Source organism: Streptococcus oralis, assembly GCF_023110055.1.
Classification (GTDB): Bacteria; Bacillota; Bacilli; order Lactobacillales; family Streptococcaceae; genus Streptococcus; species Streptococcus oralis_BY.
In genome coordinates this window covers 1-13,678 of the sequence record NZ_JALDVG010000002.1, presented here as the reverse complement: position 1 = coordinate 13,678, position 13,678 = coordinate 1, and the positions used below count along the sequence as shown (strand labels likewise).

The window sequence follows — 13,678 nt, the reverse complement described above, 5'->3', positions numbered from 1 at the left end:
GAAATAACAGTGTTAACATCAGATGGAAATGAACAAGTATTAATAGGATTGTTATCAAACATTTATTTTTGGATATTTTCAATATCGATATCATCTATATTCTTGCTTTTTAAAAAGTATATCTATACTAGATTTCAAAAAATAAAAATTAAAAAAATTGATATCAGAAATGTTCCTAAATTCATTAGTGGGAATCAAATACCTGTTTATCCTGACTCAAATGATTTTATAAATTATGTAGAAAACGAACTTGTTATTAAAAATCCAAAAGATGAATTACTAATACATGAATTGGTGATTGACGACATCGAGGTTCTTGATTACTCTTATGAAGATACGATTGTACAAAAAGGTTTCGATTCCCCAAATCAAAGAGTAGACTTTGTGATGTTTAATAATGGGAATAAGTGTAGTAATCAAGTAGACTATCAGTTATTTTGTTGGTACTTGAACAGAGATAGCAATGAGAAAATACTAATTTTTGAAGATGAATCAAAAATTAAGAATTTACAAGGAGGTGATATAAAAAAAATATTTTCTATAGACCTAACAGATTATACTATAAGCCAACACTTTTCTGATGATTTCCCAGATTGTAAACAGTTGGTAAAATTGGAATTAATAAACAAGTTTACGAAAACAGTTGAAAGTGAAATTGAAATTCCTTATGTGTCATCTGGGAAATGCTTTTGTAGAAATATGGGAGGAGGTACAGTTCCGATTGATAGAACCATAATTCCGATTGTAGAATTGGTGTCCCCATATAAGCAAAAATGTTATAAATTCACAATTAATCATATGTTGTCAAAGGGTGAAAATACATTTCGGTTTAATATTTTAGTAGATGCTCCTATTTCACTAAGCTATCGAGTGAAAATCTTAAGTAATAAAAAAGAATTAGCCGTATATAGTCAAAAGCCGTTTTTCATAAAATTCCCAAAATATCAATTTGCTTACTCTACTAACGAAAACATCTCCTATTATTTAATTAAAAACGGTTTAGATGAGAGTGATTTTGAAGATGTTGAATTAAGAGAACCGTCACTAATTAATACAGTCAATGGTATTAAGCAAGAGTTTAATCTATAAAATAGTATTTATTTTTTTATTCATGTTATACTAGAAAAATCAATATTTTAGAAATCATCTTACCACATAAAAAACTCAGTCAATTTGTTCTTAAAACTCCACCAAGCGATGCCATTGGCTGGGTAGCAAAGAAATAAAAAGTCCTGCCACTTTCTCCCATTTAACCTTTGACTATTCCGCAAAATTATCGTACAATAAAGAGTACATGATAAAATGAGGTCAGAGTCTGTTCGCTCTGGCGATAGTAGTAAAAATGAGGAGAAACGCTTTGGAATTAGAAGTATTTGCTGGGCAAGAAAAAAGTGAACTATCTATGATTGAGGTAGCGCGTGCTATCTTGGAACTTCGTGGTCGCGATCATGAGATGCATTTTAGCGATCTTGTAAACGAAATTCAAAACTACCTTGGAACATCAAATAGCGATATCCGCGAAGCTTTACCTTTGTTCTACACAGAGTTGAACTTTGACGGTAGCTTCATCTCACTTGGAGACAACAAATGGGGTCTTCGTTCATGGTATGGTGTAGACGAAATTGACGAAGAAATCATCGCTCTTGAAGAAAGTGACGACGATGAAGTAGCACCAAAAGCTAAGAAAAAACGTGTCAATGCCTTTATGGATGGTGATTCAGATGCCATTGACTACAATGCGGATGATCCAGAAGACGAAGATGCATACGAAGCAGATCCAGCTCTTTCATATGATGATGAAAATCCAGATGATGAGAAAAATGAAGTGGAAGCCTACGATGCAGAAATCAACGAAATCGCCCCTGATGACTTGGGTGAAGACGTGGATCTCAACGAAGAAGACGACGAGTTTTCAGACGATGATGCTGAAACGAGTGAAGAAGAGTAAAAGACTTTACAGAGGAGATTACCTGATCTCCTTTTTTGTTCCTTGAGGGGGTCATCCGTTTGGATGTAGATCTTTAGTTGGTTTTCTGAAAACAATCTCTCTTTTTTATGCTTTACCAATTCGGGTTGACAAATGTTCTGCTTTAAGGTATCATATTGTTCGGGCACCTCTTTTAGAGGTCGGGGCTCCCTAGTTACTAGGGAGCTATTTTTGTTTTTCAGGAAGTTTTCTTGAAAAGTCGTTATTCATAAGGGTCTTGTTCTCTATGTCCCCTCGTAGTTAACAAGGCCTTGAGCATTTTAGAAAGAGGAATCTATGTCTACGAAATATATTTTTGTAACTGGTGGTGTGGTATCGTCTATTGGGAAAGGGATTGTCGCAGCAAGTCTGGGCCGTCTCTTGAAAAATCGTGGTCTAAAAGTGACTATTCAGAAGTTTGACCCTTATATCAATATCGATCCGGGAACCATGAGTCCTTACCAGCATGGGGAAGTCTTTGTGACAGATGATGGGGCTGAGACAGATTTGGACTTGGGTCACTATGAACGTTTCATCGATATCAATCTTAACAAATATTCCAACGTGACAACTGGTAAAATCTACAGTGAAGTTCTTCGTAAGGAGCGCCGTGGCGAGTACCTTGGGGCAACTGTTCAAGTCATTCCTCATATCACAGATGCTTTGAAAGAAAAAATCAAGCGTGCCGCTGTTACGACCGACTCTGATGTCATTATCACAGAGGTTGGTGGAACCGTTGGAGATATCGAGTCCTTGCCATTTCTAGAGGCCCTTCGTCAGATGAAGGCAGATGTGGGTGCAGATAATGTCATGTATATCCATACAACCTTGCTTCCTTATCTTAAGGCTGCTGGTGAGATGAAGACCAAGCCAACTCAACATTCTGTAAAAGAATTGCGCGGTTTGGGAATCCAGCCAAATATGTTGGTCATTCGTACAGAAAAACCAGCTGGTCAGGGCATTAAAAATAAACTAGCACAGTTCTGTGATGTGGCACCAGAAGCTGTTATTGAATCTTTGGATGTTGAACACCTTTACCAAATTCCATTGAACTTGCAGGCACAAGGTATGGACCAAATTGTTTGTGACCATTTGAAACTAGATGCAGCAGCAGCGGATATGACAGAGTGGTCAGCCATGGTGGACAAGGTCATGAACCTCAAGAAACAAGTCAAGATTTCCCTCGTTGGTAAGTATGTGGAGTTGCAAGATGCCTACATCTCAGTGGTCGAAGCCTTAAAACACTCTGGTTATGCCAACGACGCAGAAGTGAAGATTAATTGGATTAATGCCAATGATGTGACAGCAGAGAATGTGGCAGAACTCTTGTCTGATGCGGACGGAATCATCGTTCCAGGTGGTTTCGGCCAACGTGGTACGGAAGGGAAAATCCAAGCCATCCGTTATGCGCGTGAAAATGATGTTCCAATGTTGGGTGTCTGCTTGGGAATGCAGTTGACTTGTATCGAGTTTGCTCGTCACGTTTTGGGTCTTGAAGGTGCAAATTCTGCAGAACTTGCACCAGATACAAAATACCCTATCATTGATATTATGCGTGACCAGGTTGATGTTGAAGATATGGGTGGAACCCTTCGTTTGGGACTTTATCCATCTAAGTTGAAACGTGGTTCTAAGGCAGCAGCTGCTTACCATAATCAAGAAGTGGTGCAACGCCGTCACCGTCACCGTTATGAGTTTAACAACACCTTTCGTGAACAGTTTGAGGCGGCAGGTTTTGTCTTCTCAGGAGTCTCTCCAGACAATCGTTTGGTAGAAATTGTGGAAATTCCTGAAAATAAATTCTTTGTAGCTTGTCAGTATCACCCTGAACTGTCAAGCCGTCCAAACCGTCCCGAAGAACTCTACACTGCCTTTGTTACTGCAGCAGTTGAAAATAGTAACTAGTTATCTTCTAATCTCTGAGAATAATCTCAGAGGTTTTTTGCTTGCATATTTAGGATAAGATTTGCAAAAAAAATAGATAGTGATATAATTAACATAATAAATCCTAAGGAGGAACTACAATGAAAAAAATCACACTATTTGGTTTGTCTCTAGCAGGTCTAGCTTTACTGACTTTTCCTCATTCAGGGCAGGCATTTGAGCTTAAAGAAGAATGGGTTATTAAGTGTGGAGTGCAGTATCAAGATGGCAAGATTATTCGTTTTAACAATGGTCATGAAGTGGATATCAAAGTCTTGAATTTGCCAAAAACCGAGAAAATCGAGTGGACGGTTAGTCTCAATGGTCAAGATCAGACTGTCAATTTCCTAGGTCAAGAAAAGGACAAGTCTATGATTGGTGTAGAGGGGCGTTACCTGAATTTCTATGTTCCATATGGCTATAGAGGAGATATCAAGGTAGAAGCCAAGAGCGGAAATGAAGTAAAGACCTGGTCAACGAAAGTGGTTGACGATGTACATCATGAAGGTGGAAAGAGAGGCTACTACCGTATTAACGAATCAAATGATCAATACACTTACCTTGATGCTAAATGGGACTATCAAACCAAGACTTACACTGCCACCTTACCAGAGACTGTCAATGGTCAAAAACTCTTTGCTTGGGCAGACTATGATAATGGTGAGTTGAAGCTTGAAAAACTAAGAACTATCAGTCATAAATATGATAATGGAGGATCTTTCAAAGAACTTTATCCGATTGTAAAAGCAGAAGGATGGCTAAAATCAAACCAAAACTGGTACTATCAAAAACAAGGTCAATTAGTGCAGAGCGATTGGGTTTATGATAAGGGAACTTGGTACTTTATGAATGATAAAGGAGTCATGTTCAATCAAACTTGGCTTTATCAAGGTAGCAACTGGTATGCCTTTAAATCATCAGGAGCTATGATTGCTAGTGATTGGCTTTATGATCAAGGTAAGTGGTACTATTTATCAACTTCAGGAGCTATGAAAGCAAGCACTTGGGTTTATGACAAGGGAGAATGGTATTATGTAAGTTCTTCTGGTGCCATGCTAGCGAATGATTGGGTCAAAGATAATGGCAAGTGGTACTACTTAGACTCATCTGGTAAAATGCTTCGCAATACCTACACACCTGATGGCTATTATGTTGGCAACTCAGGCGCTTGGCAATAAGAATAATGCTCTTCGAAAATCTCTTCAAACCACGTCAGCATCGCCTTACCGTAGGTATAGTTACTGACTTCGTCAGTTCTATCCACAACCTCAAAACACTGTTTTGAGCAACCTGCGGCTAGTTTCCTAGTTTGCTCTTTGAGTATAAGAAGTCCTTTTCCTTTAAGGAAGGGGCTTTTTACTTGCTTTTCTACGGATTCCCTATTTGTCCTAAAGCCCTTTTTGTGTTACAATGAATGGTATGAAAGCTAAGAAATTATGGATGACTGGCTTGACTGTGGCTGGTCTAAGTGCCCTTGCTTTAGGGGCTAAAAAAGCAGCAGATAACCACAAACTGATGAAGACGCAAGAAGAGTTGACCGCTATCGTGCGCGAACTTTTCTCAGATATGGGTGAGATTGCGACTCTCTATGTTCAAGTCTACGAAAGTAGCCTAGAGCGACTCGTCGGAGGAGTCGTTTTCGAGGATGGCCGTCACTATACCTTTGTCTATGAAAATGAAGACCTAGTCTATGAGGAGGAAGTCTTATGATTACTCCCGATAGTATAGAAGAACTAGCAGGTTTTGTCGAGCAAGATGGCAAGAAGGTTTTCCTTTTTGTGGCGGACTGGTGTGGCGATTGTCGTTATATCTATCCATCCTTGCCAGAGATTGAGGAGACCAATCCAGAGTTCACCTTTATTCGAGTGGACCGTGACCAGTACATGGATTTGGCCAAACTCTGGGATGTGTACGGCATTCCTAGTCTTGTTGTGCTAGAAAAGGATAAGGAAATCGGCCGATTTGTCAATCGCGACCGTAAAAGCAAGCAACAAATTAACGACTTTTTAGCAGGACTGAAATAGGAGAAAAAGGAAAGAATGATTTTTACATATAACAAAGAGCATGTTGGAGATGTCCTTATGGTCATCGTGAAAAATAGCGGCGATGCCAAACTGGACGTGGAGCGCAAAGGCAAGGTAGCCCGTGTTTTCCTCAAAGAAAATGGAGAAACAGTAGCTTGGAATATTTTCGAAGTTTCAAGTTTCTTTGAAATTGCAGAGCGTGGTCAAGTCTTTTTGACAGATGAGCAAGTAGCACGTTTGAACCAAGAATTGCAGGCGGAAGGATTTACAGAAGAAATTGTCAATGACAAGGAACCTAAGTTTGTTGTTGGTGAAATTGTCGAGATGGTAGCCCATCCAGATAGTGACCACCTCAACATCTGCCAAGTGGCCGTCGCAAGTGATAAGACAGTGCAAATCGTTGCAGGGGCTCCCAATGCGCGTGTTGGGTTGAAAACCATTGTAGCTCTTCCTGGAGCGATGATGCCAAAAGGCAATCTCATTTTCCCAGGCGAACTTCGCGGTGAAAAGAGTTTTGGCATGATGTGTAGCCCTCGTGAATTGCATCTACCAAATGCTCCACAAAAACGTGGGGTTATTGAATTATCAGAAGACCAAGTTGTCGGAACTCCATTTGACCCAGCCAAACACTGGACTGCCTAGGAAGTTGTCAGTATCTGTCTCGCTAGTATAGAAGGAAATAAGATGGCAAAAAATGTTGTGATTACAGGAGCGACCTCAGGAATCGGTGAAGCGATTGCGCGTGCTTATCTGGAGCAGGGGGAGAATGTCGTTCTAACAGGGCGAAGGACAGACAGATTAGAGACTCTCAAGTCAGAGTTTGCAGAAACTTTTCCAAATCAAACAGTTTGGACCTTTCCACTGGATGTCACGGATATGACCATGGTCAAGACTGTCTGCTCCGATATTCTAGAAACGATAGGGCAGATTGATATCTTGGTCAATAACGCTGGACTAGCTCTTGGCTTGGCTCCCTATCAAGACTATGAAGAGTTGGATATGCTGACCATGTTGGATACCAATGTCAAAGGTTTGATGGCAGTCACTCGCTGTTTCTTGCCAGAAATGGTAAAAGTCAATCAGGGTCATATTATCAACATGGGATCGACCGCAGGAATCTATGCCTATGCTGGGGCAGCTGTTTACTCAGCCACCAAGGCAGCAGTTGAGACTTTTTCAGATGGTCTGCGAATTGATACCATTGCAACGGATATCAAGGTGACCACCATTCAGCCAGGGATTGTCGAAACAGATTTTTCTGCGGTACGTTTCCACGGTGACAAAGAGCGTGCTGCGACGGTTTATCAGGGAATTGAGGCCTTGCAAGCTCAGGATATTGCAGATACAGTGGTCTATGTGACCAGTCAGCCCCGTCGTGTGCAGATTACAGATATGACCATTATGGCCAATCAACAGGCGACAGGTTTCATGGTGCATAAAAAATAAAAAATTTTCTCGAAAAGTTACAAATTTCTGTAACTTTTTTGATTTCCTGCGAATAGATAAGTAGGAGGAAGAAAATATGTATAATAAAGTTATTCTTATCGGGCGCTTGACGTCTACACCAGAATTGCACAAAACCAACAATGACAAGTCGGTAGCGCGAGCAACTATCGCTGTGAACCGTCGTTACAAAGACCAAAATGGGGAACGTGAAGCTGATTTTGTCAATTTGGTTCTTTGGGGAAAATTGGCTGAAACCTTGGCAAGCTACGCAACTAAAGGTAGTCTTATCTCTGTGGATGGAGAACTTCGTACCCGTCGCTTCGAGAAAAAGGGCCAGATGAACTATGTGACTGAAGTCCTTGCCACAGGATTCCAACTTTTGGAAAGCCGCGCCCAACGTGCTATGCGTGAAAATAACGCAGGACAGGATTTGGCAGATTTGGTCTTGGAAGAGGAGGAATTGCCATTTTAATACTCTTCGAAAATCTTTTCAAACCACGTCAACTTCACCTTGCCGTGGGTATAGGTAACTGACTTGGTCAATCTTATCTACAACCTCAAAGCAGTGCTTTGAGCAACCTGCGGCTAGCTTCCTAGTTTGATCTTTGATTTTCATTGAGTATAAACATTGAAAAGTCTGAGTTGGTCTCAGGCTTTTTATCTTGCCAAAGTCAGACTTTTTTCTTGACTATTTCTGACCAAGTGATACAATAGAACTATAAATTAGCACTCAGATATAAAGAGTGCTAATAATATGTAGTTTATCATGGAGGAAAACAGATGTTGAAACCATTAGGAGACCGTGTGGTCTTGAAAATCGAAGAAAAAGAACAAACTGTTGGAGGCTTTGTCCTTGCAGGCTCAGCCCAAGAAAAAACAAAAACAGCCCAAGTTGTAGCTACTGGACAAGGTGTTCGTACCTTGAATGGTGACTTGGTTGCTCCAAGCGTTAAGCCTGGAGACCGTGTCTTAGTTGAAGCCCATGCAGGTATTGATGTCAAAGATGGCGATGAAAAGTACATCATCGTTGGCGAAGCTAACATTTTGGCTATCATTGAAGAATAGAAGGAGAAAGTAAGTATGTCAAAAGAAATTAAATTTTCATCTGATGCTCGTTCAGCTATGGTTCGTGGTGTCGATATCCTTGCAGACACTGTTAAAGTAACCTTAGGACCAAAAGGTCGTAATGTTGTGTTGGAAAAATCATTTGGCTCACCATTGATTACCAATGACGGTGTTACTATTGCTAAAGAGATTGAGCTAGAAGACCATTTTGAAAATATGGGTGCCAAATTGGTATCAGAAGTAGCTTCAAAGACCAATGATATCGCAGGTGACGGAACGACAACTGCAACAGTCTTGACTCAAGCTATCGTCCGCGAAGGAATCAAAAACGTCACTGCAGGTGCCAATCCAATCGGCATTCGTCGAGGGATTGAAGCAGCGGTTGCCGCAGCTGTAGAAGCCTTGAAAAACAATGCCATCCCTGTTGCCAATAAAGAAGCCATCGCTCAGGTTGCTGCTGTATCTTCTCGTTCTGAAAAAGTCGGTGAATACATTTCTGAAGCTATGGAAAAAGTTGGTAAAGACGGTGTCATCACCATCGAAGAGTCGCGTGGTATGGAAACAGAGCTTGAAGTCGTGGAAGGAATGCAGTTTGACCGCGGTTATCTATCACAGTACATGGTGACAGATAGCGAAAAAATGGTGGCTGACCTTGAAAATCCATACATTTTGATTACCGACAAGAAAATTTCAAATATCCAAGAAATCTTGCCACTCCTAGAAAGCATTCTTCAAAGCAATCGTCCACTCTTGATTATTGCGGATGATGTAGATGGTGAAGCTCTTCCGACTCTTGTATTGAACAAGATTCGTGGAACCTTCAATGTCGTAGCTGTCAAAGCACCTGGCTTTGGTGACCGTCGTAAGGCTATGTTAGAAGATATCGCTATCTTGACAGGCGGAACAGTCATCACAGAAGATCTTGGTCTTGAGTTGAAAGACGCTACTATTGAGGCGCTAGGTCAAGCAGCGAGAGTAACTGTGGACAAAGATAGCACTGTTATCGTAGAAGGTGCTGGAAATCCTGAAGCCATTTCCCACCGTGTTGCGGTTATCAAGTCTCAAATCGAAACTACAACATCTGAATTTGACCGTGAAAAATTGCAAGAACGCTTGGCAAAATTGTCAGGTGGTGTCGCAGTTATCAAGGTCGGAGCTGCAACTGAAACTGAGTTGAAAGAAATGAAACTCCGCATTGAAGATGCCCTCAATGCTACTCGTGCAGCCGTTGAAGAAGGAATCGTTGCAGGTGGTGGAACAGCTCTTGTAAATGTTATTCCAGCCGTAGCTGATTTGGAATTGACAGGAGATGAAGCGACAGGACGTAATATTGTTCTCCGTGCCTTGGAAGAACCTGTTCGTCAAATCGCCCACAATGCAGGATTCGAAGGTTCTATTATTATTGACCGCTTGAAGAATGCTGAAGTTGGTACAGGCTTCAACGCAGCAACTGGCGAATGGGTCAACATGATTGAAGAAGGAATCATTGACCCAGTGAAAGTGAGCCGTTCAGCCCTTCAAAATGCAGCCTCTGTAGCTAGCTTGATTTTAACAACAGAAGCAGTCGTAGCCAATAAACCGGAACCAGTAGCCCCAGCTCCAGCAATGGATCCAAGCATGATGGGCGGGATGATGTAAAAGTAACTTATAAAAAACACAAAAGGAGGGAACATGCATCCCTCCTTTTAAGGTTTTCTCTTCTAAAATTGATTTGAGCTCTCCTAACTTATATGATAAAATAAGACTAGAAAAAGGAGAAGAACATGATTGATGTAGAAGAAATTCTGAGCAAGATGAATCCCAATCAGAAGATTAATTATGACCGTGTCATGCAGAAAATGGTTCAGGTTTGGGAAAAAAATGAGCAACGTCCGACTATTCTCATGCATGTTTGCTGTGCTCCTTGTAGTACTTACACCCTAGAATACTTGACCAAATACGCGGATGTGACCATCTATTTTGCCAATTCTAACATCCATCCCAAGGCAGAATACCACAAGCGGGCTTACGTCACCAAGAAATTTGTCAGTGATTTCAATGAGCGAACAGGTAATACGGTTCAGTACCTTGAAGCTCCCTACGAACCCAATGAATACCGGAAGCTAGTTAGAGGACTAGAAGAAGAACCCGAAGGTGGTGACCGTTGCAAGGTTTGTTTTGACTACCGTTTGGACAAAACAGCACAGGTAGCTATGGACTTGGGCTTTGACTACTTTGGTTCAGCCTTGACCATCAGTCCTCATAAGAATTCTCAAACCATCAACAGCATCGGAATTGATGTGCAAAAGATTTATACCACCCACTATCTCCCAAGTGATTTCAAGAAAAATCAAGGCTACAAGCGTTCGGTGGAGATGTGCGAGGAGTATGATATCTATCGTCAATGTTATTGTGGATGCGTCTATGCAGCTCAAGCCCAGAATATTGACCTGGTTCAGGTTAAGAAGGATGCCACGGCTTTCTTGTTGGATAAGGATGTTGAAAAAGACTATTCCCATATCAAGTTTACCGTCACTAAATTAGATATATAGAAACCAATCCAGCTGAAAAGCTGGTTTTTTCAAATAAAAAAACCAGGGCTTTCACCCCAGTTTGACAACTTTACCGATTCTTTAGTTCTATGTAGCGTTTGTACCAAATGTTGACATAGGCCTCTGAGAAAGGACCGCGTCCATTGTTGATCCAATCAACAAGGATTTTAACATGCTCTTTCAAAATATAGTCTAAATCATCAGAATACTTCATTTTGCGTTTATGGCGCTCATACTCTTCAACGTCCAAGAGACGCTTTTCACCATCAGTGAAGACCTTGACATCCAAATCATAATCAATGTATTTCAGGGCTTCTTCATCGAGATAGTAAGGACTTGCCATATTGCAATAGTAGGAAATTCCATTATCGCGAATCATGGCAATGATATTAAACCAATATTTTTTGTGAAAGTAAACAATAGCCGGTTCTCGAGTCACCCAACGACGACCGTCACTTTCGGTAACAAGTGTGTGGTCGTTGACGCCTATAATAGCGTTCTCTGTTGTTTTTAGTACCATGGTGTCCCGCCAAGTACGGTGAAGACTCCCATCATGCTTATAACTTTGAATTGTAATAAAGTCGCCTTCTTTTGGAAGTTTCATAACTAACCAACTTTCTACAATTTATAAGTTTATCGTCTACTATTATATCATAAATTGGTCTAATTTTTTTGAATTTTACCTGAAAATGTTAAAGATATTCTCTGAGAGCGCTGGCTATATCCGAAAAATCATAGCCTTTTCGAGCTAAAACTTGGGTTAAACGCTGTTTAAGTTCGTATCCTTCATACTTTCGAGCATATTTAGAATATTGTTTATCCAGTTCTTTAAAAATGAGCTCTTGAGTCGTTTCTTGGTCAACTTGACTATCCAAGTCATCAAAAGCAATTTTAGCATCAGAATAGGAGAAGCCTTTGTTCGTTAAGTTTTGGATAATCTTATCTTGCAAGGCACGAGCGGGAAGCTTTCCCGTGTATTTTTTTAGAAGTTTCTCCGCCACACGTTGAGCAACCTCCGAAAAATCAAAATCCTTTAAAACCTCTTCAATCGTTGATTTGGCAATCCCTTTTTGAGACAGTTTTTGAGCTATCACATAAGGTCCCTTATCTCCAGAGAGTTGATTTGCGTTGATAATAGAGTAGACATACTGGCGATCATTAATCCAGTTATCTTCTTTAAGATTAGCGATAACTTGACTAGTGATTTTTTCATCAAGATCATACTTTTTCAGATACTCACGAACTTCCTTTTCGGTTCGAGCTTTAAATGATAGATGGTAGAGGGCGAGATTTTTACCATAAGAGAACTGGGCAAAGTCCTGAATCTCGGTAAGTTCCTCTTTACTAATGACCTTATCTTTGGACAACATAAAACGGACAATGGTATCTTCCGTGATATAAGAGGTTTGCTGTCCATCTAACTCCATCAAGTAGAGGCGTTTTTTCTTTTCAAGTTTTGTGATTTTCATAGTTCTATTATACCCTAAAATGTGATAAGATAGGGGTATGAATCTGAAAGTCAAACAAAAAATACCTTTAAAAATCAAGCGGATGGGTATCAATGGTGAGGGAATCGGTTTCTACCAGAAAACCCTCGTTTTTGTGCCTGGTGCCCTCAAAGGAGAAGATATCTATTGTCAGATTACTTCTGTTAAACGTAACTTTGTTGAAGCCAAATTACTAAAGGTTAATAAGAAGTCGAAATTTCGAGTCGTACCAGCTTGTACGATTTATAATGAATGTGGTGGTTGCCAAATTATGCACCTTCACTATGATAAACAGTTAGAGTTCAAAACGGATCTGCTCCACCAAGCCCTGAAAAAATTTGCTCCTGCAGGATATGAAAACTATGAAATTCGTCCAACTATCGGAATGCAGGAACCCAAGTACTACCGTGCTAAGTTGCAATTTCAGACTCGAAAATTTAAAAATCAGGTCAAGGCAGGTTTGTATGCGCAAAACTCGCATTACCTCGTAGAGTTAAAAGACTGCTTGGTGCAAGATAAGGAAACCCAGACAATTGCAAATCGCCTAGCTGAACTTCTTACTTACCATCAAATCCCCATCACCGATGAGAGAAAAACGCTCGGCGTTCGCACCATCATGGTACGTCGAGCAAGAAAAACAGGACAAGTCCAGATAATCATCATCACGAATCGCCAGCTTAATTTGAATCAACTAGTCAAAGACCTAGTCAAGGATTTTCCAGAAGTCGTCACAGTTGCTGTCAATACAAATACAGCTAAAACAAGTGAAATCTATGGTGAAAAGACGGAAATTATCTGGGGCCAAGAGAGCATTCAAGAAGGAGTACTCGACTATGAGTTTTCTCTCTCGCCCCGAGCTTTTTATCAACTTAATCCGGAGCAGACAGAAATTCTCTATAGTGAAGCAGTTAAGGCTCTGGATGTCAGCAAAGAGGATCATCTGATCGATGCCTATTGCGGTGTTGGGACGATTGGATTTGCCTTCGCAAATAAGGTCAAGAGTCTCAGAGGAATGGATATTATTCCAGAAGCCATTGAAGATGCCAAGCGAAATGCTCAGAGAATGGGGTTTGACAATACCCATTACGAAGCGGGAACAGCTGAAGAGATTATTCCACGCTGGTATAAAGAAGGCTACCGAGCAGATGCATTGATAGTCGACCCTCCTCGTACAGGCTTAGATGATAAGCTGTTGGAAACCATTCTGACCTATGTCCCAGAAAAAATGGTCTATGT

Annotated in this window: 15 protein-coding genes; 13 read left to right on the top strand and 2 right to left on the bottom strand. The window is 40.6% G+C overall.

What is annotated here, in order from left to right; translation table 11 throughout:
* The first annotated feature begins 9 nt into the window (after window positions 1-9).
* The 12 genes from M1G01_RS07395 (at window position 10) to M1G01_RS07340 (ending at window position 10,955) form a co-directional block, all read left to right on the top strand.
* Window positions 10-1,089: a hypothetical protein gene (locus M1G01_RS07395; RefSeq protein ID WP_247931522.1), complete on the top strand. Its 1,080-nt coding sequence runs from the start codon at window positions 10-12 to the stop codon at window positions 1,087-1,089.
* Window positions 1,090-1,357: 268 nt separating this feature from the next.
* Entirely contained in the window at window positions 1,358-1,948 is a 591-nt protein-coding gene (rpoE, locus tag M1G01_RS07390) for a DNA-directed RNA polymerase subunit delta (protein WP_000418415.1), read from the top strand.
* A 315-nt stretch (window positions 1,949-2,263) separates the two neighbouring features.
* Window positions 2,264-3,871, top strand: coding sequence for a CTP synthase (gene pyrG, locus M1G01_RS07385; RefSeq protein WP_044020289.1), 1,608 nt, complete (start codon window positions 2,264-2,266; stop codon window positions 3,869-3,871).
* A gap of 119 nt (window positions 3,872-3,990) precedes the next feature.
* Window positions 3,991-5,067, top strand: coding sequence for an N-acetylmuramoyl-L-alanine amidase family protein (locus M1G01_RS07380; RefSeq protein WP_247931521.1), 1,077 nt, complete (start codon window positions 3,991-3,993; stop codon window positions 5,065-5,067).
* 232 nt (window positions 5,068-5,299) lie between these two features.
* On the top strand, window positions 5,300-5,599 hold the full coding sequence (locus M1G01_RS07375) for a DUF4651 domain-containing protein (RefSeq protein WP_033583672.1): 300 nt from the start codon (window positions 5,300-5,302) through the stop codon (window positions 5,597-5,599).
* Window positions 5,596-5,913 (top strand): thioredoxin family protein, encoded by a 318-nt coding sequence (locus M1G01_RS07370; RefSeq protein ID WP_247931520.1) that lies wholly within the window; start codon window positions 5,596-5,598, stop codon window positions 5,911-5,913. Before M1G01_RS07375 ends, M1G01_RS07370 begins: the two co-directional genes overlap by 4 nt.
* A gap of 15 nt (window positions 5,914-5,928) precedes the next feature.
* The gene (gene ytpR, locus M1G01_RS07365; protein ID WP_247931519.1) at window positions 5,929-6,555 is read left to right on the top strand and encodes a YtpR family tRNA-binding protein; all 627 of its coding nucleotides are present in this window, start codon (window positions 5,929-5,931) and stop codon (window positions 6,553-6,555) included.
* Between the two features lie 42 nt (window positions 6,556-6,597).
* Window positions 6,598-7,359, top strand: a complete 762-nt coding sequence (locus M1G01_RS07360) for an SDR family NAD(P)-dependent oxidoreductase (protein ID WP_247931518.1) — start codon at window positions 6,598-6,600, stop codon at window positions 7,357-7,359.
* Between the two features lie 76 nt (window positions 7,360-7,435).
* Window positions 7,436-7,831: a single-stranded DNA-binding protein gene (locus M1G01_RS07355; RefSeq protein WP_042902056.1), complete on the top strand. Its 396-nt coding sequence runs from the start codon at window positions 7,436-7,438 to the stop codon at window positions 7,829-7,831.
* Between the two features lie 308 nt (window positions 7,832-8,139).
* Window positions 8,140-8,424, top strand: coding sequence for a co-chaperone GroES (gene groES / locus M1G01_RS07350; protein ID WP_000917326.1), 285 nt, complete (start codon window positions 8,140-8,142; stop codon window positions 8,422-8,424).
* 15 nt (window positions 8,425-8,439) lie between these two features.
* On the top strand, window positions 8,440-10,062 hold the full coding sequence (groL, locus tag M1G01_RS07345; protein WP_247931517.1) for a chaperonin GroEL: 1,623 nt from the start codon (window positions 8,440-8,442) through the stop codon (window positions 10,060-10,062).
* A 125-nt stretch (window positions 10,063-10,187) separates the two neighbouring features.
* Window positions 10,188-10,955: an epoxyqueuosine reductase QueH gene (locus M1G01_RS07340; RefSeq protein ID WP_000567567.1), complete on the top strand. Its 768-nt coding sequence runs from the start codon at window positions 10,188-10,190 to the stop codon at window positions 10,953-10,955.
* Between the two features lie 70 nt (window positions 10,956-11,025).
* Here the strand turns inward: M1G01_RS07340 and ntdP are convergent, their stop codons facing one another.
* Together ntdP and recX are read right to left on the bottom strand one after the other, a co-directional pair.
* Window positions 11,026-11,559 carry a nucleoside tri-diphosphate phosphatase gene (gene ntdP, locus M1G01_RS07335; RefSeq protein ID WP_000775318.1) on the bottom strand — a complete coding sequence of 178 codons (534 nt, stop codon included), beginning with the start codon at window positions 11,557-11,559 and terminating at the stop codon, window positions 11,026-11,028.
* Between the two features lie 88 nt (window positions 11,560-11,647).
* Window positions 11,648-12,424 (bottom strand): recombination regulator RecX, encoded by a 777-nt coding sequence (recX, locus tag M1G01_RS07330; protein ID WP_247931516.1) that lies wholly within the window; start codon window positions 12,422-12,424, stop codon window positions 11,648-11,650.
* Window positions 12,425-12,461: 37 nt separating this feature from the next.
* Here recX and rlmD point away from each other — a divergent pair.
* On the top strand, window positions 12,462-13,678 hold a 1,217-nt coding region (rlmD, locus tag M1G01_RS07325; protein ID WP_247931515.1), incomplete at its 3' end, for a 23S rRNA (uracil(1939)-C(5))-methyltransferase RlmD.